Source organism: Nocardia carnea NBRC 14403, from assembly GCF_000308515.1.
Lineage (GTDB): Bacteria > Actinomycetota > Actinomycetes > Mycobacteriales > Mycobacteriaceae > Nocardia > Nocardia carnea.
The window spans coordinates 50,203-73,384 of the sequence record NZ_BAFV01000118.1 but is presented as its reverse complement, the minus strand read 5'-3'; the positions used below and the strand labels follow the sequence as shown (position 1 = coordinate 73,384).

General features: G+C 65.8%; 19 protein-coding genes and 1 pseudogene. 9 read left to right on the top strand and 11 right to left on the bottom strand.

The genetic code is table 11. The features are described from left to right. The 3 genes and pseudogenes from ON22_RS29720 to ON22_RS29710 form a co-directional block, all read right to left on the bottom strand. Positions 1-486: pseudogene (locus tag ON22_RS29720) on the bottom strand (cytochrome P450); the annotation flags it as partial. A gap of 24 nt (positions 487-510) precedes the next feature. Beyond that, entirely contained in the window at positions 511-705 is a 195-nt protein-coding gene (locus ON22_RS29715; RefSeq protein ID WP_033245846.1) for a ferredoxin, read from the bottom strand. A gap of 48 nt (positions 706-753) precedes the next feature. Beyond that, positions 754-1,461: an SDR family NAD(P)-dependent oxidoreductase gene (locus ON22_RS29710; RefSeq protein WP_033245676.1), complete on the bottom strand. Its 708-nt coding sequence runs from the start codon at positions 1,459-1,461 to the stop codon at positions 754-756. Between the two features lie 232 nt (positions 1,462-1,693). On the opposite strand from ON22_RS29710, the gene ON22_RS29705 reads away from it, so the two are divergent. Beyond that, entirely contained in the window at positions 1,694-3,163 is a 1,470-nt protein-coding gene (locus tag ON22_RS29705) for an aldehyde dehydrogenase family protein (protein ID WP_033245675.1), read from the top strand. Beyond that, positions 3,160-4,368 carry a CaiB/BaiF CoA transferase family protein gene (locus tag ON22_RS29700; protein ID WP_033245674.1) on the top strand — a complete coding sequence of 403 codons (1,209 nt, stop codon included), beginning with the start codon at positions 3,160-3,162 and terminating at the stop codon, positions 4,366-4,368. Before ON22_RS29705 ends, ON22_RS29700 begins: the two co-directional genes overlap by 4 nt. 199 nt (positions 4,369-4,567) lie before the next feature. On the opposite strand, the gene ON22_RS29695 is transcribed toward ON22_RS29700, so the two are convergent. Next, positions 4,568-5,176, bottom strand: a complete 609-nt coding sequence (locus ON22_RS29695; protein ID WP_063820678.1) for a TetR/AcrR family transcriptional regulator — start codon at positions 5,174-5,176, stop codon at positions 4,568-4,570. 61 nt (positions 5,177-5,237) lie between these two features. Here ON22_RS29695 and ON22_RS29690 point away from each other — a divergent pair, with 61 nt between their 5' ends. After that, positions 5,238-6,155, top strand: coding sequence for an oxidoreductase (locus tag ON22_RS29690; RefSeq protein ID WP_033245673.1), 918 nt, complete (start codon positions 5,238-5,240; stop codon positions 6,153-6,155). Between the two features lie 89 nt (positions 6,156-6,244). Here ON22_RS29690 and ON22_RS29685 read toward each other — a convergent pair whose 3' ends face one another. Continuing rightward, the gene (locus ON22_RS29685; RefSeq protein ID WP_051158263.1) at positions 6,245-7,453 is read right to left on the bottom strand and encodes an acyltransferase; all 1,209 of its coding nucleotides are present in this window, start codon (positions 7,451-7,453) and stop codon (positions 6,245-6,247) included. Positions 7,454-7,966: 513 nt separating this feature from the next. Between ON22_RS29685 and ON22_RS29680 the strand changes: the two genes are divergently transcribed. From ON22_RS29680 to ON22_RS29660, 5 genes are all read left to right on the top strand, one after another. After that, positions 7,967-10,135 (top strand): acyltransferase family protein, encoded by a 2,169-nt coding sequence (locus ON22_RS29680; protein WP_081595931.1) that lies wholly within the window; start codon positions 7,967-7,969, stop codon positions 10,133-10,135. Between the two features lie 121 nt (positions 10,136-10,256). Next, complete coding sequence (locus tag ON22_RS29675; RefSeq protein WP_033245671.1) at positions 10,257-10,694, top strand: TIGR03667 family PPOX class F420-dependent oxidoreductase; 438 nt, start codon at positions 10,257-10,259, stop codon at positions 10,692-10,694. 146 nt (positions 10,695-10,840) lie between these two features. Continuing rightward, on the top strand, positions 10,841-12,103 hold the full coding sequence (locus tag ON22_RS29670) for a cytochrome P450 (protein WP_033245670.1): 1,263 nt from the start codon (positions 10,841-10,843) through the stop codon (positions 12,101-12,103). Positions 12,104-12,581: 478 nt separating this feature from the next. Further along, entirely contained in the window at positions 12,582-13,622 is a 1,041-nt protein-coding gene (locus ON22_RS29665) for a radical SAM family protein (RefSeq protein WP_051158262.1), read from the top strand. 19 nt (positions 13,623-13,641) lie between these two features. Further along, positions 13,642-14,868: a cytochrome P450 gene (locus tag ON22_RS29660; RefSeq protein ID WP_081595930.1), complete on the top strand. Its 1,227-nt coding sequence runs from the start codon at positions 13,642-13,644 to the stop codon at positions 14,866-14,868. Positions 14,869-14,874: 6 nt separating this feature from the next. On the opposite strand, the gene ON22_RS29655 is transcribed toward ON22_RS29660, so the two are convergent. Beyond that, the gene (locus ON22_RS29655; RefSeq protein ID WP_033245669.1) at positions 14,875-15,585 is read right to left on the bottom strand and encodes a MerR family DNA-binding transcriptional regulator; all 711 of its coding nucleotides are present in this window, start codon (positions 15,583-15,585) and stop codon (positions 14,875-14,877) included. Between the two features lie 80 nt (positions 15,586-15,665). Here ON22_RS29655 and ON22_RS29650 point away from each other — a divergent pair, with 80 nt between their 5' ends. Further along, positions 15,666-16,853 carry an erythromycin esterase family protein gene (locus ON22_RS29650; RefSeq protein WP_051158260.1) on the top strand — a complete coding sequence of 396 codons (1,188 nt, stop codon included), beginning with the start codon at positions 15,666-15,668 and terminating at the stop codon, positions 16,851-16,853. Positions 16,854-17,335: 482 nt separating this feature from the next. On the opposite strand, the gene ON22_RS29645 is transcribed toward ON22_RS29650, so the two are convergent. The 5 genes from ON22_RS29645 to ON22_RS29625 all read right to left on the bottom strand — a co-directional run bounded on the left by ON22_RS29645 (position 17,336) and on the right by ON22_RS29625 (position 23,180). After that, a complete protein-coding gene (locus tag ON22_RS29645; RefSeq protein WP_033245668.1) occupies positions 17,336-18,076 on the bottom strand; it encodes an SCO6745 family protein in 741 nt (246 codons plus the stop codon). Positions 18,077-18,331: 255 nt separating this feature from the next. Then, the gene (locus tag ON22_RS29640) at positions 18,332-18,988 is read right to left on the bottom strand and encodes a hypothetical protein (RefSeq protein ID WP_033245667.1); all 657 of its coding nucleotides are present in this window, start codon (positions 18,986-18,988) and stop codon (positions 18,332-18,334) included. Between the two features lie 128 nt (positions 18,989-19,116). Next, entirely contained in the window at positions 19,117-20,385 is a 1,269-nt protein-coding gene (locus ON22_RS29635; protein ID WP_033245666.1) for an amidohydrolase family protein, read from the bottom strand. 160 nt (positions 20,386-20,545) lie between these two features. Then, complete coding sequence (locus ON22_RS29630) at positions 20,546-21,973, bottom strand: FadD3 family acyl-CoA ligase (RefSeq protein WP_033245665.1); 1,428 nt, start codon at positions 21,971-21,973, stop codon at positions 20,546-20,548. A 10-nt stretch (positions 21,974-21,983) separates the two neighbouring features. Then, complete coding sequence (locus ON22_RS29625; RefSeq protein ID WP_033245664.1) at positions 21,984-23,180, bottom strand: amidohydrolase family protein; 1,197 nt, start codon at positions 23,178-23,180, stop codon at positions 21,984-21,986. Between the last annotated feature and the right edge of the window lie 2 nt (positions 23,181-23,182).

Here is a 23,182-nt window from a genome sequence, read left to right as displayed (position 1 = left end):
CGCCAGGGTCAGGACCGCGGGCACGATATTGGCCAGGTCGTCGACGAAATCGATACGCCCGGTGGCGATCTTTTCGTCGAGTGCGGCCCGCACGAGTTCGTCGACGAACGGGATCCAGCGCTGGACGGCGGCGGGGGAGAGATACGGATTGAGCACCGACCGTAATTCGCGATGTTCGGGATCGTCCATCTCCAGGATGCCGTTGCGGATCGCGGACTCGTTGGCCGAGGGGATCGTGATGCCCCGGTACCCGCGGCGTACGCCCTCGATATCGCGGTCGTTGGAGACATGCGGGCAGCGGGCGAGCTCGAAGACTTCCCGGTTGCCCGCCGCCACCCAGTAACCGTCGTGGTTGTCGGTCCAGGCGATCGGGCAGTGCTGGTGCATATGCTCGGTGATGGCCTGGAACGACTCCCGGTAGCCGGGGCCGTAGCGGTCGAAAGGGAAGTGGGGCCGGCGACGGCCGGTGGATTCGGTGGCGGACATCGGGTGCCCCCTCGTTTGCTCGGTCTACTCGGTGAGCGTGATGGCGCGCTCGGGGCAGGAATGCACCGCTTCGCGCACCTGATCCTCTTGATCGTGGGCGACATTCTCGTCCACCGGCGACGAATGGCCGTCGATTTCGCTGAGTTCGAACGCTTTCGGCGCGATCATCGAGCAGAGAGTATGTCCCTGGCAGCGTTCCTGATCGACATGGACCTTCACGGTTGTCACTTCCCTTCGAGTGCGGTCGGCGGATTCTTCAGGGCTGATTCAGGTGTTGCGTCCGCCGTTGACGCCGATGATCTGGCCGGTGATGTAGCCGGCCTCTTCGGAGATCAGGAAAGCGCAGGTGGCGGCGATATCCTCGGGTTTACCGATGCGCCGCACGGGAGTGCGCTGAATATGGTCCTCGACGGTGCCGCCGAGCAGTCCGCGCTCCTCGGAGCCGCGCAGCATGGGGGTGTCGATGAACCCCGGGGGGACCGCGTTGACGGTGATCCCGGACGGGCCGAGTTCCAGCGCCAGCGATTTGGTGAGCCCGTTGACCGCGGATTTCGACGAGACATAGTGCGTCATGAACGGCTGGCCCGAATGTGCGCTGGAGGAAGAGATATTCACGATCCGGCCCCAGCCGGCCTCGATCATATCCGGCAGCACCGCTTGGATCGAATGGAAGACGCCGTGCAGGTTGACTTCGATAACCCGCTGCCATTCGGCGAAATCGATGTTCTGGAAGCGTTTGAATCCGTCCACGCCGGCCGCATTCACCAGGATGGTGACCGGACCCAGTTTCTCGCGGATGATGCCCAGCGCTTCGGTCAGGCTGTCGGGGTCGGTGACGTCGGCCCGGTAGGCGGAATCGTCGTCGGCGGAGGCATTGCGGTCCAGGGCCGCCACGTGGAAGCCGTCGCTGCGGAGCCGCTGCGCGATGGCCAGTCCGATACCCGAGGCGCCACCGGTGACAACTGCGGTTTTCACGCTTGCCTCTCCTCTCTCGCGCCCACCGGCGCAAGAACATGCATTCCGAATACGAGAACCGTACTCTCGTAAAGATCGGCTGCGCAAGATCCGGGCGATCCGCGCAATCCGGTCGCCGGTCGGGTGTGGACGGGATAGTTCCAGCTCATCGAATCGACCGCGCGAGCCCACTGTCAAATGTACTATTCTCCTGAAACGAGAATGCTATTTCCACAAACTTCGAGGAGGCGGGATGTCAACGCAGGAAGAAGCGGTGACTGCCACCCAACGGCTGCTCATCGACGGGCAGCTGATCGAGACCGGGCGCACCCTGGCCTCGTTCAATCCCGCGAACGGTGAGGTGGTCGGCCATGCGCCCGAAGCCGGTGTGGCCGAGGTCGACGCCGCTGTCGCCGCCGCCCGCCGCGTGTTCGACACCACCGACTGGTCGACGAATCACGAATTCCGCGCGCGCTGCCTGGAACAGCTCTATCAGGCGCTGCAGGACAACGTCGAGGAACTCCGCGCCCTGATGATCGCCGAGGTCGGCGCGAGCTACATCCTCACCAAGGGCAACCAGCTCGAAACCCCGTTCGAGATCGTCAAGTACTACGCGGGGCTGCTGAAGGACTACACCTGGACCGAGGACCTCGGGCCGGTCGAGATCCGCGGCGCACAGCATCAGCGGTGGGTGGAGAAGGAAGGCGCCGGGGTCGTCGCGGCCATCGCCGCCTACAACTACCCCTACCAGCTGGCCTTCGCGAAACTCGCGCCGTCGCTGGCCGCGGGCTGCACCGTCGTGCTGAAGGGCGCGCCCGATACACCGCTGATCACCCTCGCGCTCGGTGAACTCATCGCGCAGCACACCGATATCCCGGCCGGCGTGGTGAATATCCTCACCAGCTCCGAAGTGGCCGTCGGCGAGCGGATGACCACGCACCCCGACGTGGACGTCGTATCGTTCACCGGTTCCACCCCGGTCGGCCGCAAGATCATGGCCGCCGCCAGTGCCACCCTGAAGAAGGTGTTCCTCGAGCTCGGCGGGAAATCCGCCGCGATCCTGCTCGACGACGCCGACTACAACCTGGGCGCCATGTTCGCCGCATTCAGTATCTGCTCGCACGCCGGCCAGGGCTGCGCCATCACCACCCGGCTGCTGGTCCCGCGCGCCGACCACGACAAGGTCGCCGAACTGGTCGCCGCGAACCTCGCGAACATCACCTACGGTGACCCGGCCGACCAGAAGAACTATATGGGCCCGCTGATCAGCGAACGCCAGCGTGACAAGGTACACGGTCTGGTGGAACGTGCGGTCGCGGCCGGTGCCACCCTCGTGGCCGGCGGCGAGAAGGTCGACCCGGGCTACTTCTACAAGCCGACCCTGCTGGCGAATGTGGACCCCGACAGCGAGATCGCGCAGGAAGAAGTATTCGGCCCGGTGCTGGCACTGATTCCGTACGACGATATCGACCATGCCGTGGCGATCGCCAACAACTCGATCTACGGCCTGTCCGGCGGTGTCTTCGGCGCCGACGCCGAACGCGCCCGTTCGGTGGCGCGCCGTATCCGCACCGGAACGTTCAGCATCAACGGCGGCAACTACTTCCATCCCGATGCGCCGTTCGGCGGCTACAAGCAGTCCGGTGTCGGCCGCGAAATGGGCGTCGTCGGGATGGAGGAATTCATGGAGCGTAAGACCATCGCCGAGGTGCTGGCATCGTGAGCGGGCCGCTGGAGGGGATCACGGTCCTCGAGGTCGCCATGTACGGCTTCGTACCGTCGGCGGGCGCGGTGCTCTCCGACTGGGGCGCGAACGTGATCAAGGTCGAGCACGCGGTCACCGGCGACCCGCAGCGCGGGCTGCGGCAGATCGGCAAGTTCAAGGTCGAGGGTGATCCGAATCCGAATATCGAGCACGCCAACCGCGGGAAGCGCAGTATCGGTGTCGATATGTCGGTCGAGGGCGGCCGTGAGGTGATCTATGAGCTGGCGAAGAAAGCGGATGTTTTCCTCACCAGTTTCCTGCCGTCGGCGCGCACCAAGTTCGGTATCGACGTCGACCATATCCGGGCCGTGAACCCGACGATCGTGTACGCCCGGGGGAGTGCGCTGGGTCCGCGTGGTGTCGAGTCCGATCGCGGCGGCTACGATATGACGGCCTTCTGGTGCCGGGGCGGCGTGGCCGCCACCATCACCCCGGAAGGCACGGACGGGATGATTTCACCGCCCGGCCCCGCCTTCGGCGATACCATCTCCGGCACCAACTTGGCGGGCGGTATCGCGGCGGCACTGCTGAAACGGGAACGCACCGGCGAACCGTCGATCGTGGACGTCTCGCTGCTGGGTAGCGGTCTGTGGTCGCTCGGCCACACCGTGGCGCTGTCGGTTTATCAAGATGAGCCGATGATCGCCCCGCCGCCCGGAACGCACGGCGCGATGGCGAATCCGCTGTCCGGCCTGTACAAAACAGCCGACAACCGCTACCTGTCGTTCGTCATGCTGCAACCCGGCAAGTTCTGGGCCGACGTCTGCCACCATATCGATCGTCCCGAAATGGCCGAGGATCCCCGTTTCGCCGACGCGGCCTCGATCGCGGCGAACACCGATGCCGGCGTGGAGATCCTGCGCGAGGCGATCGCCCAGCGGACCCTCGCAGAATGGACGAAGAAGTTCGCGACCCTCAAGGGGCCGTGGGCACCGGTCCAGGATTCCCGTCAGGTCGCCGACGACCACCAGATCCGTTCCAACGAATACGTTCTTCCCGCCGGAGAATTGGAACTGGTCTCGAGTCCGGTGCAGTTCGATGTCACCGCACCGGAACTGCGGCCGGGCCCGGAATTCGCCGCCCAGACCGAAGAGGTCCTGCTCGAACTCGGCTGGGACTGGGACCGCATCATCGAGTTGAAAACCAGCGGGGCGGTCGCTTAGTCCGCAGCACCGTCGACGGTGTGGTTCCGGTCGTCGAGGCGAGCTCGGATCACACCGTCGGCCGGCTGTGGGCATGGGGGCGGCCGGCCCGCAACTGGACGCCAACCTGCTCGAATGCGGCCTTTGCCCGAGCTCGCCGCCCGCGGCGCTCAGTCGCCGGCGGGACCGGGGTTTGCCCGGGGCGGCGAACACTCGACGACTACGATGCGGTTCGCGGCCCTACACCCCGCGTGTCCTGGTCGATGGGTTGGATGAAGCGGGGCACAGCATTGTCGATGAGGCCTGACGCGGCATCGGGCGGCACCACTCCGCAGTTCACCAATGCGGTGATCCCTTGCAGCGTGGCAAGGAACAGTGTGGCTGTCGTGGCGGCATCCGCGCCCTCCGTGCCCCTGGTTTCCGCGCCTTGGAAGAGGTGCAGGAGCGGTTCGAAGGCCGCGGCGGCACTCTGACCGATCGCGTCGCCGCGGCCGGCCTCATGCCGGAACATGACATCGACCAGATTGGCTTTCTCGATCGTGAACGTGATGTAGGCCTGTGCCGCGAGATATGCCTGAACGCTAGGCTCGTTCGCCGCGGCAATCGCGTTGCGTATCTCCGTGGCGAGCTTGCGAAATCCCTCGACCGCGACCGCTTCGAGAAGCTGGTGTCGGTCGGCGAAGTGCCGAGCCGGCGCGGTATGAGAGACGCCGACGTCGCGCGCGAGCTCACGTAATGACAGTGCGCCCGCCCCGCGGTCCTGCAGCACGGTCATCGCCCGGTCGAGGAGGACATCACGAAGGTTGCTTCGGCGGTAGGGCGCGGCCATCGGATCAGCATAACTACATGTAGGCATTGACAACAATGTAGGCGCTGCCTACATTGTTGTCATGCACCTACTCGCCTCCTCCTCCGACATACCCGACCAGACCGGCCGCACCGCGGTAATCACCGGCGCCAACAGCGGCATCGGTCGTGCGGCCGCAGCGGCTCTCGCCGCCAAAGGGGCCCATATCGTGCTCGCGGTGCGTGACCTCGACAAGGGGCGCGCAGCCGCGAAGGCGATCGGATCCGGTGCCGAGGCCCGGCGCCTCGATCTTTCGTCGCTCACCTCGGTGCGTGAGTTCGCAGCCGGTATCGGCGGCCCGATCGATTACCTGATCAACAACGCCGGCGCCATGAGCAGCACCCGCAAGACCACCGAGGACGGCTTCGAAAGCCAGTTCGGAGTGAACCACCTCGGTCACTTCGCGCTCACCGGTCTCCTCATCGACCGCGTCACAAACCGAGTCGTGACCATCACCTCCAGCGCGCACAGCTCGGCGAGAATCGATTTCGACGACCTGCACTGGGAACGCCGTCCTTACAGCCCGTTCGGGGCATATGGACAGTCGAAGCTGGCGAACCTGTTGTTCACTGCCGAGCTACAACGAGTCCTCACCGCCGCCGGCACGGCAGTGCGCTCCACAGCCGCGCATCCCGGTTGGGCGTCCACAGGGTTCGAGATCACCAGTGGAAACCGTGTTCTCGACCGCCTGAGTGCGCTTGCTACCCCGTTGATGGCACACGGACCAGAAGGCGGCGCGCTCCCCACGCTGCTCGCCGCGGTCGGCGATATCCCCGGCGATTCCTTTGCTGGCCCCAGCCGCTTCGGCGTGCGGGGCCCCGCAACCTTGGTCGACCGCGCTGCCACGGCGAAGGATTCGCAGCTCGCGCGGCGGTTGTGGACCATATCCGAAGACCTGACGCACACAACATTCCCGTTCGGTACCCGTATGTCCGCGCTCGACGAGGAACCGATCTCGTAGGCGTCGCGACAGCGCCGCGATGGTGCCCCGTATCGGACGTGGCCGGCCTACTCTGCCGGCCGAGTCAGGTGGCTGTTTGCGTGCGGGTGCTACCGGCGGCCGTGGTTCTGGGGTGTTGTATACGCTGCCACCGGCCCCGATGCCCGGGTTTCGGCCTCTGCTGCAGCCACTGTGGGACCGACGTCGTCCGCGCCGGCCCTTGCCGGAGCGGCACCGGAACTCCGCCGTCGCAGTGGCTGCCGCGGCCGGGCGACGAGCGCGCTGCTCAGCGGGGTGCGCAGGGCGATCTCGACCACCAAGAGGCTGGCGGCCAGCACGATGACCGTGAGAACCGCCGACCGCAAGCGCGGGACGGGATCGAGCATCCAGTCCACCGGCAGTACCCGGTACACCACGTCGATCATCATCGGATGCACCGCGAACACACCGAACGCGCGCAGTGCGCCATAGGTGACGATCCGTCCTACCGGGCCGTTGCCGCTCCCGCGGCGATCGTTCCAGGCCATACCCACCAGATACAGCAGGACCAGGGCTCCGACGAACAGTGGCAGGAACTGGGGGTTCCACGGTGAGGAGTGGCGCGTGGAGTCGATACCGGCATCCGCATCCCGCAGATGCCCCACCAGGCCGTACGCGCAGCCGAGCACGGCCACGCCGACGACGACGGGCAGGTTCGCGCGAACCCAGGCGTTGACGCGCTCGAAATGTACCGCGAGCAAGGCGCCGATCACCGCGAACAGCGCGTACATCGGGAAGGCTTTCCACAGGTGCACCTGGGGACTCCAGCCGAGCACCGCGGTCGCGCCGGGCCAATCGAAGAACATGAATATGCCCAGTTGCAGCGTGACGGCAGCGGCGAGCAATTCCAGATGATGGCCGGTGGTGCGGTGGATCAGCCATTGGAGCGCCGGGAACAGTAGATAGATCTGCATGGAGATGAGCAGGAAATACAGGTGGTACCGGCCGTCACCGGTGAGGATGCTGCCCACCGAATCCCGGGCAAGTTCCCCGGCGCCGGGCATCGGGCCGGAATCGTCCCACCAGACGAGGAACACCGTGTAGAGCACCGACCACACCAGATACGGCAGGACGACCTGACCGAAGCGTCGTCGCCAGAAGGCACCGGGGGAGACTTTGCGACCGGAATAGCCCAGGAACAGGACGAAAACGGTGATCGCGACGAACCCGTACCGGGTGGTGTGCCCCACAGTGGCCAGCACTCCGCTGCCGCCGGCGACATCGGGAGTTGTGCCGTGCGTATGTGCGGCGACCACCAGAGTGAAGAGGGCCACCCGCATGAAATCGGCGGTGTGATTGTACGGGCGGGTTGTCGGTGGCGGTGCCTGTGTTGTGCGTGCGTCCGTCCTTGCCAGCGTGTCGACCACGAAAAACCCTTACCCATGCTTATGAAACGCGACCTGTTTACCGCATCGGTGTACCCACCGACAAACCCGGCCCGCCCTCCCGGAACGGTGCCGGTCGAGTTCCATGGTGCCTGTCGGGGCCGCTCGCCCCGGAGGGAGCCAGGGGTACCGTGCCCGTCGGTGAGGGGCACCCTGCTGTGTTTCGCGCCGGAGAGAGTGCTCACGGGATCGCCGTCGGCACCTCGGTGGAGGCACTGTAGGGCAGCGGCGAGGTGCCGACGACCTGCGCAGGGTTCCGGGCTCGTTCTCGGTGTCCGATACAGTGGAGAACAGGTGAGACAGGGAGGGCGCACGGCCGGCGGACGGCAGGGCCCGGCCGCCGCCGAGGCGGGGGCCCAGCCGCGGGACGGATCGATCGGCTCCACACGGGTAAGAGAACGGTTGGTCATGGCTGCGTCGCATTCACCCGGACCCACGCCTCGGTCGGCCGGAACATCCGGGTATCCCGCTGGGGTGGCCGGCGAGGCAACCGCGGTCTCGGCCCAGCCCCGGCCCGGTGCGAAAACGGCCACGGACAACGCCTACCGCGCGGACCTGGACGGTCTGCGCGGAGTGGCGATCGCGCTGGTGGTGGTGTTCCACATCTGGATGGGCCGGGTATCGGGCGGTGTAGACGTCTTCCTGGTGTTGTCCGGCTTCTTCTTCACCGGTTTGCTGCTACGCCGGGCCGGCAGTACCGGGTCGGTGGGGGTGTGGTCCACCGTGCGCCGGACCCTGCGGCGTCTGCTGCCGGCGCTGGTCGTGGTGCTTGTCGCGGTCCTCGGCGCTGCCGTGGTGTTGCGCCCCTATACGCAATGGGCGGATATCGCCGTACAGACGCTGGCGTCGCTGTTCTACTACCAGAACTGGCAGCTCGCGTGGACGTGGTCGGACTATCTGGCCGCGGATCCGTCGGTGAGCCCGCTGCAACATCTGTGGTCGATGTCGGTGCAGGGGCAGTACTATCTGGCGGCGCTGCTCGTCGTAGCGGTGGTGACCGCGTTGTGCCGGCACCTGGGTTATCAGGGGCGGGTGCGGGCGGTACTGGGGGTTGTCGTCGCCGTGGCTGCCGTCGCGTCGTTCGTGTACGCGGCGTATGGCATGGCCACCTATCAAGGCTGGAACTACTACGACAGCTTCGCCCGGGCATGGGAGCTGCTGGCCGGCGCGGGCCTGGTCCTCGTCGCGTCGATCCGGTCACCGGCACGACCGTTACGGCATGTACTGGCGTGGTCGGGGCTGGCTGGAGTCATCGGCTGCGGATGGTTGATCGTCGACGGCGCAAACCGCTTTCCGGGCCCGGCCGCGCTGTTACCTGTCGGCGCCTGTGTGGCGCTCATCCTGTCCGGTACCGGTCTCGCCCCGGAGGACCGGCCGTGGCCGAACCGGATCCTGGCCACCCCGGTCGCACGCAAGCTCGGCGATATCGCCTACCCCCTGTACCTGTGGCACTGGCCGATCCTGATCTTCTACCTCGCCTACCGCGACCAGCCGCGGGCGGGGCCGGCCGGTGGGCTCGCGATCGTCGCGTTGTCGGTGGTGCTCGCCTGGTGCACGCATCGCTGGGTCGAACAGCCGCTCCGGCTGCGCTCCGGGACCGGGCCCGCGGCGGGTGACGCGTCTTCGCGGTACCGGCGGGTGGCGGGAGTGACGGTGTCGGCGGTAGCGGTCGCGATGGTCGCGGTAACAGTCGCCTGGCAGGTGCTCGTCGTGGGCCGGGTGACCGTGCCCAGTGCTCTCGACCCCGTCAGCTACCCCGGTGCGGAGGCGCTCGCGTCCGGTGCCCCCGTTCCGGAGGCCCGGGTGCGTCCGAGCCCGTTGGAGGTCTCGGCCGATCTGCCGCCCTCGACGCTGGACGGCTGTATCGCCGATTGGGACACCCGCGATGTCGTGACCTGTACCTACGGTGACCCGGACGCGGAGCGAACGCTGGCCATGGCAGGGAGCTCGCATGTGGAGCACTGGCTGCCGGCCTTGCAGGTCCTCGCCGAACAGCACAATTTCCGCATCCGGACCTACCTCAAGATGGGCTGCGCGCTGACCCTCGCGGAAGACGCCACCTACAAAGGTGAGGCCATCCCGGACTGCCGCGACTGGTCCCGGGACGTCATCGACCGGCTGGGAACCGACCGGCCCGACTGGGTGTTCACCATCGGCACCCATCCGCGTCTGGAAAGCGGTGACGAAACACCGCCCGGTTATCTCGACGTCTGGGCGGCGCTGGGCGATCAGGACCTGAATGTGATCACGATCCGCGATACTCCGTGGCTGCGCCGCGACGGCGGCGTCCCGTACCGGGCCGGTGACTGTCTCGCCTTCGGCGGGACCGCGGCCGGTTGCGGGATGCACCGTATCGATGCCCTGGACGAGATCAACCCCGGCCTCGAACCCGCATCGTATTTCCCGAATGTCTTCCCCATCGACCTCAGCGACGCCGTCTGTACCGATGACCTGTGCCCGGTCGTCGTGGGAAATATTCTCGTCTACCACGACGAGCACCACCTGAGCGCCGGCTTCTCCCGTTCCCTGGCCGGCCCGCTCGGGCGCGCGTTGCATCCCCTGCTCGGCTGGTGGTGACGGCGTCCGCGGCCGTTACCGAATACTTACGGTTTTGCCTCGGTCGTCGCTCTTGCGGGGAACCGGTGCGCGGGTGAGGGTGTTGTTCCGGCGAAATCCCCGATGATCTGGAGGTCGGCCCATGGAAACACCGCAGGTCAACGAACTACTCGACCCGGCGACGGAGTTCGGTGCACGGGTCGCCGCGCGCTTGGCGCGTGAGGAGATCATCTGGCTGACCACCGTCGGCCCGGCCGGCACTCCGCAGCCGAACCCGGTCTGGTTCCACTGGCAGGCGGGGTCCTTCCTCATCTTCAGTCAGCCCGACCGGCCCAAGCTCCGCAATATCGCCCGCGACCCCCGGGTGGCGCTGCATTTCAACAGCACCGGATCCGGCGGCGATATCGTCGTTTTCGGCGGTCCCGCCCGACTCGAACTGACCACCGACCCGGACGAGGTTGCGGCCTATCTCGAGAAGTACCGGGACGGGCTGGCAGGCCTGTCGATGACAGCCGAACAGTTCCGTGCCGAGTATTCGGTGCCGATCCGGGTGATCCCCGACCGCCTCCGGGGTTTCTGAATACGGGTTGCGACTCGTAGTGGCCGAACGCACTACCCGCCGGGTTGCGATCGATTCGCTACACCAATAATGTTCCGACACAGGAGATGTCCCAACTGAGACAACTTCTGCTCTGTTGTTGTTGCTTTCATTGGAGTTTCAAGGCATTGGCCAAGTCTCTACCGTCGCCCGAAACCGGCACTGTCGGCTGCCCGTACTCCACCCCCACCCGGACCGGTACCCCGCCTCGCGTTGCCCTGTACACCGAGGAGTACGCCGCCGATCCGCATCGTTCGTTCGCTCAGATGCGTCGTAGGCACGAAACTCTCGCACCGGTGGAGCTGGCGCCCGGTATTCCGGCCACCCTGGTGATCGGCTATCACACCGCAATCCGGATCTTCAACGACCCCGAACATTTTCCGGCCGATGCGCGTTCGTGGGAGAAGTCCGTACCCGCCGATCACCCGCTCATGCCCATGATGGCGTGGCGGCCCAATGTGATGCGCAGTACCGGACGAGAGCATGCCCGGTACCGGCAGGCGATCACGGCCGCTCTCGACGGGGTCGATCTGTTCTCCATGCACCAGAACGTCGAATCGGTTGCCACTCCGCTGATCAACGACTTCTGTCTGGACGGCGAAGCCGAACTCATCGGGCAGTACGCTTTTCCGCTGACCTTTCAGGTGCTCAACGCCATGCTGGGTTGCCCGCCGGATCTCGGGCAGTACATCGCGGCCGGTATGGCTGCCATGTTCGAAGGTGGTGCCGCCGCCACCGAAGCGGATGCCCAGATCAACGAAGGACTCCTGGAGCTGGTCGCGCTCAAGCGCGCCGAACCCGGACGTGACGTCACCTCCCGTCTGCTCGCGCACCCGGCGCAGCTACAGGACTCGGAGATGGTGCACCAGTTGGCGGTCCTGTACGGGGCGGGTATCGAGCCGCTGACCAACCTCACGGTCAATACCCTGCTTCTCATGATCACCGACCCGCGGTTCACCGGCACATCGTCCTCCGGTGTGGCGCCGACGACCCGGGATGCGCTCAACGAGCTGCTGTACACCGACCCGCCGATGGCGAATTACTGTCTCAGCTACCCGAGGCAGCCGATCATGCTCGACGGCGTATGGCTACCGGCCGATCAGCCGGTCCTCATCGGAATGTCGGCCTGCAACAACGATCCGGCGATCCACGCGGGCGAGTACACCGACAACAACGCACATCTGGCGTGGGGGTCGGGCCCGCATACCTGCCCGGCCAGGTCGATTGCCTATATGGTTGCCCAGAATGCGATCGACCAGTTGCTCGACGCGCTTCCCGAGGTCCAGCTCGCCTGCCGGCCCGAGGAACTGCGTTGGCGGCCAGGACCTTTCCACCGCGCACTCTCGTCGATGCCGGTGATGTTTCCACCGTCGCCACCGCTGGGTCCGTGAGGTTGCTGCGGTGTGGCCAGATGAGGCTCCACCGTGGATGATTCGCGCTGACACGGGTGTACCGCGTCACGGCCCCGCCACAGGGGCATGTCGAATTTACGCAACGGATACCGTCGCGCCGTAATTATTCCTGGCACATGTCAGGAATGTTATAAAAATGTCAAGGATAACGCTGGGGTCTCGCGCTGTCAGCGGGCCTATCCTAGAATTCTTTGTGGCGCTAATGATTTCAGTTGAGTAAGACCGCTCCCTATCCGCTCTCCTACCAACCACCACCGAATCCCGTTGATTCGGCCACGCATCGGCAGCACCGTCGTTTTTCGGACATGTTCGGCTAGCCGATGACATCTAGCAGCGCGCAAACTTGCCGCATCGCCCCGAGGAGGATGTCGTGGCTCAGCCCGTTTTCCTGGACGTCAGGCCAAGTAAGGAACGCATATTAACCCGAGCATTCGAACTCGCGCAAGAGGATCCGGCTTTGGCCGAACGTTTGATGCGTGTGAACGAAGTAGCCCGGGGAATCAGAACGGTGGAGGTCTGGGTTACCGACGCCTGTAACCTGCGGTGCAAGGGCTGCTGGTTCTTCGAACACGATATGGACAAGCAGAGCGTCGAGATCCGTGATCTGGGAACGATCCGCGCGTTCGCCGAAGATCTCCGCGACAACAAGAGGATCACCAGCACGCTGTTGATCGGCGGTGAACCGGCCCTGGTCCTGGACCGAGTGCGCGTATTCGCGGAGACGATTCGCAATGTCACGGTGGTGACGAACGGGACGCGGCCGATACCGTACGACGGGCTGGAAGACCTCGCCATCGCAGTATCCCTGTGGGGCGGGGGACCGGTCGACGACGAGTTGCGCGGTTACGGCGTCAACGGCCGGCGGATCACCGGGTTGTTCGACAAAGCATTGCGCACCTATACCGGCGACCCGCGGGCCACCTGGGTCTACACGCTCAGCGAAGCCGGAATGCCCTACCTCGAAAGAACTGTCGAGGCCATCGCCGAAAACGGTAACCAGATCAACTTCGGTTACTACAGCGACAACGGCACGGACCCCGATGCCCGGCTGCACAACGAAGAACGGGCAATCGAGGAAATGACCCGGATGCGCGAAACCTACCCCGATACTGTTATCGGCGACCCGTATTACTACCGCACGCTGGTCACGGGGCGTACACACTGGGGCACCTTCGGCGCCGAAACCTGCCCCAGCATCAGCAACGATCATCCCGCACACGCCGAGCGCCTGACCAAGGGCCATCCGATCGTCGGCCGGTTCAACGCGTACCGGACCGACCAGAGCGTCCAGTACTGTGCCACCACCGGGGACTGCGACAACTGCCGGGACAGCCAGGCCGTATGGAGTTGGCTGCTCGTCAATATGCACCGTTTCCTTGGCGATCTCGACCATCTGAACACGTGGGTGAATTTGGCCGAGAACTTCTACCGCCAGTACTACTGGTCCAGCTACCACCCCGCCCGGCAGGTCACCGCCCAACCGGCTGTCGGCGCATAGGGGCGGGTAGCGACCGATCATGGCAGCAATGTCTCTGGAAAAGGCACGGCTCTTCTCCGATGTCCTTCGTGGCGACCCGGGCGCGCGGATCCTCTGGGCCCGCCCCGGGGCCGATCGGCACCGGGAATACGAGAAGGTCCGTGCCCGGGGCGCGCTGGCCACCAGTCGCCGTGGCCTGCTGTTCACCGCCTCACACGCGCTGTGTCAGCAGGTTCTCACCAGCGGCGACTTCGGACCGGCGCCGATCGGCGCGTCGGCACGCCGGCGCAATGCCGCCGGCGATGTCACGCTCGTCCATCCGGTCGACGACTCGTTTCTCAAACTGGAACCGCCCCGGCACACGGAATTGCGGTCCCTGGCCGCGCCGACATTCCACCGGCGCGCCCTCGCCGAGCTCACGCCCCGGATCGAAAAAAGTGTCGAACACTGCCTGAACGAGCTTCCGCGCGGCGGCGTCGCCGACCTGGTCACGAACTATGCCGAAGCCGTTCCGATGGCGATGATCTCGCATATTCTCGGCCTACCGCAGTCGGATGCCCCGTGCTTCGCCGCCTGGGGAAACGTTCTGGCCTCGTTGCTGGACGGGGCCAGAACTGCGCAGGAACGGGAGCGTTCGCGAGCGCTCGTCACCGAGATGACAGCGTATTTCAAGGACCGTCTGGAGCAAGCGGAACCCGAGAACGCCGGGCTCATCGCCGGTCTGGCGCAGCAATGCCCGGCACAGCTGAACCTGCGCGAGGCCATCGCCACCTGCAGCATGCTGCTGGTCGGCGGATTCGGTACTACTACACATCTGCTGGGAAACGCCCTGCATATGCTGCTACGGGAGCCCGGCCTCCATCCGGCCGACGGTGATTACACGGCGGTGATCGAAGAATCGCTGCGTTACGACACTCCCGTCCAGTACGTCGTCCGAGTCGCGAAAACCGATACCCGGCTGGCCGATCGAGCCGTCACCGCAGGGACACCGGTCGTGCTCCTGCTCGCTGCCGCGAATCGCGACCCGGAAATCTTCACCGACCCACACGTATTCGACCCCCGCCGCCGGGAACCGCACCGCCACCTCACCTTCGGCGCCGGTATCCACTTCTGTATCGGTGCCGCCCTGGCGCGTGCGGAAGCGGCGATCGCCGTCCGGCGATTCTTCGAAAGATTTCCGGACGCACGCCTCGCGGGGAGGACCGAACCCCTGCAATCGCGTGCGCTCCACGGATTGCGCGGGCTGCCCGTGGTCCTCGAGAGCTGACGCGGGTCACATACGTTCGGTGTCGTGCAGGTAGCGCCCGAGCAGACCGGCCGCCACCAGCATCGCAACCCCGCGCGCGGTGAGTTTGTGCTGCCAGCCGGCGAGTGCGGCGGCCAGGGCAGCCATGCCACCGGCCGCGCGGATCTGTTCCACCACGCCGGCGATATGGGTGAGCCCGTAGCCGCCGCGCCGGAGCAGGTGGGCGAGTTCGGCGTCGCGGATATCGGGTGCGTGGAAGACCCGGTATCCGGTCGCCGGATCGCGGGCCGGAGTGAGAATTCCGGCGACTTCCCACTTGCGCAGCGTCGCGGGGGTGACGCGGAGATGATGAGCGAGTTCGCCGACAGTGCGGGTGGTGGCACCGGTGGTGTGGTCCGTGATGGCGCCGGTGGTCAGATGGCCGATTGCCTTTCGGACCGCGTCGAGGGTTTCGCGGTCGCGCAGTAGCTGGTGGTGGCCGCGATCGATGAGCTCCAGGGCGGTGTCGAGGTCGCCCTCGTGTAGTCCGTTCATGATCCGGCCGGCGAGGGCGTGGCCGTAGGCGGTGACCAGGGACAGGTAGGCGCGCAGGGCCGCGGCGTGCGTTTCGGTGTAGATACGGTAGCCGCTGGCGGTGCGTTCGGCGGCGGGAATGAATCCGTCGCGTTCGTAGTTCCGGACAGCCTGCGTGGACAGTCCGTGCTCGCGGGCCAGGTCGGCCGGGCGCAGTGTGCTCACCGTTTGAGACTATATTCCCATCGGATCGAGGTAGCTGAGGGGAAAGTCTCAACCGATCTTTCAAAGATACGATCGAAGAAATGAACTTCGATACGGAACTCTTCGATATCGGCGCCGCCGACCTGCTGGGATTCGGTGAACCGACCCACCTGGAACACGCCTTCGCCTGGACCCGCAACGAGCTCTTCGCCGAGTTGACCGGTCGCGGCTTCCGGTCGATAGCACTCGAAACCGATCGGGTGGCCGCGCTCGTGGTCGACGACTACGTGCGGGAGGGCGTGGGCACGCTCGACGAGGCCATGCGGGCGGGCTTCTCGCACGGTTTCGGTGAGCTGGAGGCCAACTGGCAGCTGGTCGCCTGGATGCGGGAATACAACGAGGGCCGGGCTGCTGACGAACGTGTGGCATTCCACGGCTTCGACGGGCCGATGGAGACCATGAACGTGCCGAGCCCACGCCGATATCTCGAATACGCCCGTGACTACCTGGGTCTCGACCATGATGTGGCCGGCCTGGCGGGCGCGGATGAACGCTGGCACCGCACGGAGGCGGTCATGGACCCCGACGAATCGCCCGGTGCCACCCGCGAAGCCGATGTTCTCCGGGTGCTGGCCGACGATATGCTCACCGAGCTCTACGCACGTGCGCCGGAACTGGTGGCGAAAAGCTCGCAGCTTCAGTGGATCCGGGCCGAAACCCAGCTGACCGCCGGACTGGGTATGCTGCGGTACCACCGACAGGCAGCGCAACCCGTCGGACAGGAAGCCCGGTGGACCCGGATGTGCGCCACCCGGGACGCGCTCATGGCCCGGAACCTACTGGATATCCGGCGTTTCGAGGGAGGACGCGGCGCGACCCTGGTGTTTGCCCACAACCTGCACCTGCAGCGCAATACGAGCCGGATGCGCCTGGGCGATATGGATCTGGAGTGGGCCGGCGCCGGTGCTGTTGCCGGGTCGCTGCTGGGGTCCCGGTACTCCGTCGTCATCGGCAGTCTGGGCCGTGACGACACCATCGATATGCCGGAACCCGACGTCGGCACCTACGAGGGTTTCCTGCAGCGGCGGGTCGCCATCCGGGAGTGCGTAGCGCCCTCCGAAATCCCCGCCGCCACCACGCGAACCGACCACACCCCGGCCCACGGATATTTCCCGCTGGACCGCGAGACGGTGGACCGGGCCGATGCGATCCTGCATATCCACGACGGCGCTACCCATCGAGGAGGGGCGCCGGACCTGCGTCCGGCCTTGGCACCGGAACTCCGATAGGTCTTCCTCTACCGGCAATCGGCGCTCGGCGGCCCCGGGTGTTCGGCACCTGAGACTTCCTGCGCTTTCCGTGGCGCGCGGCCACTTACGGTGTGGTCGCGCGCCGGCGCCTGCCGATCACATCGGATGCGGTCGTCCGCCGGGGGAAATCTGCCGCGAACTCGTACCGGCCACTTCGCATGAGCAACCCGCAGCCGCGGAGTCGCTCGGAACCTTCGGATCCTGTTCAGGGCTCCGGGTTTCCGAACGCTGCCTGTGGAGTTCGTCCCGCCACAGGTTCTGCCGAGCCGCGGCAACGGACGACGCCACCGACGGGCTACCCGACCGATATGGGCAGGCCCGCCCCATGGTTTCCGCATGTCGGCCCGGTCGGTGCCGCCGCCGGTGGATCGAGAATCATTCCTCGCCACTCGCCACTCGCCACTCGCCACTCGCCACTCGCGCCGAGGGCCGGTTGAGCTTCGGGCCGGCCTCCGGGGTCTTCAGCGGGTGAAGGTTGCGGCATGGGCGGCAGTGGTCAGCCGGACGAGATCGGCGGCGTCGGTATCGCCGAGAACCGCGAACGCCGGAGCGATCAGCGTATCGGTGATCGATTCCGCCTGCTGCCACCTGTCGCGGATATCGGCGGTGATCTCCTCGAAGGGTTCGGGCCAGCCGTACCAGCGGGCCTGCCCGGGACCGTCGTTGAGCGGGGAGCCGGACACCAGGACGGCCTGCAGCGGGGTGATGCCCGAGGCGCGCACGGCCATCAGGTGCAGCCCGCCGCGGAGTTCGCGCAGGACGTGCGCGAGTTGCATGACCCGCGCGGCCGGATCGGTGGGCAGGGGCATTGCCCGCCAGCCCGCGAACAGCGGAGCTCCGGCGGGATCGGCCGCCGCGGCAACGGTTTCCAGGAGTGTTGCGAGGCGCTCGGCGTCCTCGAACGCACCGAGTTTGCGCCGGCCGAATTCCTGGCAGGCCAGTGCGTAGCGCTGCGCGGCTTTCTCGGCGGGGAGCGTTACCGATTCCCACGCGGCGCGGATCGAATGCCCCGGGAAGAACCCGAACGCCGCGGTGACCACATCGGCATCCACCTCGCCGAGGACACCGCCGCGGCCGCGGGTGTAGGGACCGAAGAATTCGTCGATCCCGGTTTCGGCGGCGTAGGTACGTGCCTCCCGGGAGAACATGAATCCGCCGCCGAGTTCCTGGATATGTTTGTTCACCGTCGCGCCGATCGACATTCCCGGCTCCTTCTCGTCCTGGCCTCTTTCGGTCACGTTAGCGCGTTTTTACGCTGTACGTAAGGGGTGTTCCGGTGCGGATCCTCCTGTGTGGCAGGAGCCTTTGGGCCGGTGAATGGACAGGGCCGGCGTTCGGCGAGCCCGGTCAGGGGAGAAATCGGCTGCGGGCATCGATTCGACCGGCCGCTCGCGCCACGGTCGGACACCCGCACCGGCAAACGTCAGTGGGCCACGGGGCCGATTTCCGGAGTCGAGTCAGACCAGGGCGCTTCTGTTCTGTGCGTAGGCGATGACGTCCTCGGTATACGCCGGCAGCTCGCGGCCGGCGAAACATGCCCGGAGGTGTTCTACGGCGTCGTCGAGCTCGGGGCCCGGCCCGCGGTCGGCGAGTAGGACGACGACCGTCTCCCAGGTGCCGATGTGGCGATCCGCTCGGGCGAGCAGTTCATCGAGGTAGCGGTCCGGTTCGACCAGTTGCAGTGCGCGGCGTGCGCAGGCGTGGATCCGGCGGGGGAGTTCGGCGCGAATGGTGTCGATATCCGATTGCAGGACATGCCCGTCGGGGGCGGATCGCAGACTCCACGGCCCGGGCGGTTCGCCGGATGCGTGTGCAGTGGTGAGCAGATCGGGCCCCACGGCTTCTTCCAGTGGTATCGCGGGTAGGCCCAGCCGGGCGTTACGCCAGTTCCCGAACTCCCACCAAGCGGCCGGTGTGGCGGCCAGGTACACGTCGAACCGGAGCACCTGGTGCCCGTCGGTCCAGCTGCGGGACGCCCGGGTGCGCCCGACGGCGGCGACACCGCCCGGTTCGATACGTACCCAGCGGGGATCGCTGCCGTGGAATCCGTACGGTTCCAGCAACTTCTGCGTTTCCCGCAGTAGACGGCGCAGCGCCGGATCGGGTCGGACCATCCCGGCAGAGTATCGACTGGGTCCGACAGGTTCCCAATGCGCAGCTCACCCGCCCGGCTGCGGTATGCCGGCGGCCCCTGGATCAGGTGGTGACCAGGGGCCGGAGACCAGTGTGGACGGGAGTTTTCCTACCCGGACGAGCTCGCATACTTGGCGGCGTAGCGGTCCGCGTATTCCTGGCGGGTGGTGGTGGAGAGGTCGACATCGGCGCCCTTGGTGCGCAAGGCGCCGACCGTCGCTTCTTCGCGGGTCTGATGGGCGAAGGGATCCCAGTTCAGGAAGCGGCAGGCGTTCTGCCAGGTGATCTTGTCGATATCGGAATCGTCGGCGCCGGCTCCCTCGAGTTCCTTCAGGACGAACTCCGGGGCACCCGGCCACAACGAATCCGAATGCGGATAGTCGCATTCCCAGGCGATATTGTCGATGCCGATCTCGTGGCGGAGTTTCAGCGAGGTCGGGTCGGTGACGTAGCAGGCCATGACATGCTCACGGAAGACCTCGCTGGGCATCTTGCCCCCGAAATCGCGGCGCAGCCAGCGCTGGTTGATGTAGTGCCGGTCGGAGCGGTCCAGGAAGAACGGTATCCAGCCGACACCGCCCTCGGACATCGCGACCTTCAGCTTCGGATAGCTGCGGAAAGCCGGGCCCCACAGCAGATCCTGGACGCCGATCAGCGAAATGCTGGGCGCGAGGACCATGAGATTGTCGATCGGCGCGTCCGGGGCCAGTTTGAGTACGCCGAATCCCTGGCCGATGTGCAGGTTCATGACGGTGTCGTTATCGCAGAGCGCCTGGAACACCGGGCCCCAGTAGCCGATATCGTGGTAGCTGGGCAGGCCGTCGATATGTGGCAGTTCCGGCATGGTCACCGAACAGCAGCCCTTCGCGGCGAGCCGGTTGATCTCGTCGACGGCCAGCTGTGGTTCCCAGAGCGGCAGAATCCCGATCGGGATGAACCGGCCGGGGTAGGCGCCCGCCCATTCTTCGATATGCCAGTCGTTGTAGGCGGAGATCATCGCGACGGTGATCTCGTCCATCCCGCCGCGGCTCAGGTGCCCGGCGCTGAAGCCGGTGAAGGTGGGGAAGCACATCGAGCCGAGGACGCCGTTGGCGTCCATATCGCGTACCCGGTCGTGGATGTCGTAGACCGCGGGCCGCATCTCGGCGTACCCGGCGGGATCGTATCCCCATTCTTCCGGGGGCCAGGAGACGACCGCGTTGAGACCGGTGACGCCGGTCGGCCGGTCCCGGTAGATCCAGCGGTCGATGCCCTGGTCGTCCACGACGACCTTGGGCACGTATTCGGCGTACTTCTTCGGCACGTGGTTGTCGAACATATTGCGCGGCTCGACCACGTGGTCGTCGATGCTCACCAGGATCATGTCGTCGATATTCACCGGATTCCTCGCTGTTCATGGTCGACGCCGGGCGTGCCCGGGCTGGGAGAGTAAAAGTCTCCGATTATGAGAATTGCGCTCTCGGTTGTGTTCGACGATACACCGCGGCAGGTGCCGGGTCGAGACGATCGGAGCGGATCGTGGAAGTGCTCAGGCGTGCTCAGCGCAACTGGTCCTTCATCACCTTTCCGGTGGCGTTGAGCGGAAGTTCGTCGAGGAATACCACCGACCGCGGCACCTTGTAGCCGGCCATTCGCTCCTTGGCCCAGGCGATCAGATCGGCTTCGCCGATTGCTTCGCGCGCCACCACGAATGCTTTGCCCACCTGCCCCATTCGCTCGTCGGGTACACCGATCACCGCCGCCTGGGCGACCCCCGGATGCTCCAGCAGGAAGCCTTCGATCTCGGCCGGGTAGGCATTGAATCCGCCGACGATGTACATATCCTTCTTGCGCCCGATCACTTTCAACCGGCCGCCTTCGTCGAGACTGCCCAGATCACCGGTGTGCAGCCAGCCGTCGGCGTCGATCGCCGCGGCGGTGCCCTCGGGATCGTCCAGATAGCCCTGCATCACGCTGTAACCACGGATGAGGACCTCCCCGTCGTCGGCGATACGCAGTTCGATCCCGTCGCAGGCGGTACCGGCGGTGGTCGCGATCTGCTCGAAGGTATCCCCGGGGCGGGACGCGGTGGCCGTACCCGCTTCGGTGAGCCCGTATCCGGTCATGATGGACTGGAAAGGCAGTTCCTGGCGGACCCGGCGGATCAGGTCGACCGGGATATCGGCCGCCCCGGTGACCGCGGCCCGCAGCGACGAGATATCGCGGGCGCCCTCGTATTCGAGCAGGGAATGGTAGAGGGTCGGTGCACCCGGAAGCATGGTGACCCGTTCCTTCTCCACCAATTCGAGTACCTTGCCGACATCGAACACCGGTACCGGCAGCATGGTGGCGCCGCGGATCAGCGCAGAGACGATACCCGCCTTCAACCCGAAGGTGTGGAAGAACGGATTCACCATCAGATAGCGATCGCCCTCGCGGAGATCGGCCAGATCGCACCATTCCGCATAGAGCCGCAGTGTCTGCAAATGGTTCATCATCACGCCCTTCGGGCGCCCGGTGGTGCCCGATGTGTAGATGATGTCGGCGATATCGGTACCGGCCACTTCGCGTTCGAAGGGCGCGCCGCTGCCGAGGAAATCCGATTTCAGATCGAAGACCGGGACTCCGGGCGGCGCCGGATAGTCGCCGCCGAGGAATCCCTTCTGGACGAGTAGTGCCTTGGCGCCGCTGCGGCGGATCACATCGGCCGCTTCCGCAGCCTTGAACCGGGTGTTCACCGGTACCAATACGCCGCCCGCTGTCATCAGGCCGAGTGCGGCGATGATCCATTCGGCGGAATTGGGCGCCCAGATGGCTGCGCGGTCGCCCTTGCCGATCCCGGCGTCGGCGTACGCGCCCGCGGCCCGCCGGATGCGGTCCGCGAGTTCTGTATAGGTCAACCGCAGGTCCCCGTCCACCACCGCTTCGGCGTCACCGAAGCGGTCGGCGGTGGACAGGGCCAACTGCGGGATGGTCTCCCAGGACATACGGTTCCGCTCAGACCTTCAGCAGCCGTGCCAAGTTGCCGCCCATGATCTTGGTCTGGTTCTCCAGCGGCATATCCTTGATCTCGTGGATGTAGCGGGCCGGTTCGGCCAGCCCCTCCGGATGCGGCCAGTCGGAACCGAACAGCACATGATCGGCGCCCATGACCTCCGAAAGCCGCTGCAGATCCTCTTCCCAGAACGGGCTCACGTAGAGGCTGCGTTTGATGGCCTCGACAGGATTCTGGAAGCCGAAACCTTCCGGCGCCTTCTTGTAGACATCGGTCAGCTGCTGCAGCAGCGGTTCCAGCCAGGCCGAGCCGTTTTCGATCACTGCGATCTTCAGATCGGGGAAGCGGTTCAGCGCCCCGTGGCACGCCCAGGATGCGACCGCATCGGTGACGGGCCGCCACTGATTGGTCATGGCGAAGGTGTTGGTCTGGAACGGCAGCATCTCCTTGTCGCTGCCATCCCATTCTGCGTCGAAACGTGAATAGCCACTGTCCGAGGAGTGCATGGTGACCAGCACGTCGAGTTCGACGACGCGCTTCCAGAACGGATCGAACTCCGGCAGCGCGAACGAGCGCATCCCCTTGTAGCCGGGCACGGGCGCGGGGCGCACCAGAATGGCCTTGGCGCCGTGTTCGACAACGGCCCAGTTCAGTTCGTCGATCGCTCGTTCGACAATCGGCAGGGTGATCACCGGAACGGTGAAGATCCGGCCGGAGTGTACGAAGTTACCGTCCTGGCCCCAGTCGTCGAGCATCCAGCGGTTCAGTGATTCGATCACCGCGTGGATCAGTTCGGGGTGGTGGCGCATCCGCTCCTCGACCAGGCTGGCCAGGGTCGGGAACATGAGCGCCCGCTGCAACTGGAGGTCGTCCATGACCTTCAGTCGTGCCTCCGGATCGCGGAAGGCGTCGATCGCCTTCATGGACTTCCCGAAGATCTCGCGCCGGCTCTTGCCCTCGGGGTTGCCGTGCTTGAAGTAGTCCTCCATCGCGCCCGGGCGGGCGACGACCTCGAAGGTGGGGTTGGGGATGTACTCGCTGATCTGGCCCAGTACCGCGATTTTGGTGCGGCCGTTGATCTCGACGTACTGAATGGCCCCCTCGTACTGCTTGGGCAGGTGGCGGGTGAGCGCTTCCTTGGTTTCGTAGAGGTGGTTGTCCGCGTCGAAGAGCTGGTAGGGCAGCTCGACTTTACTCATGA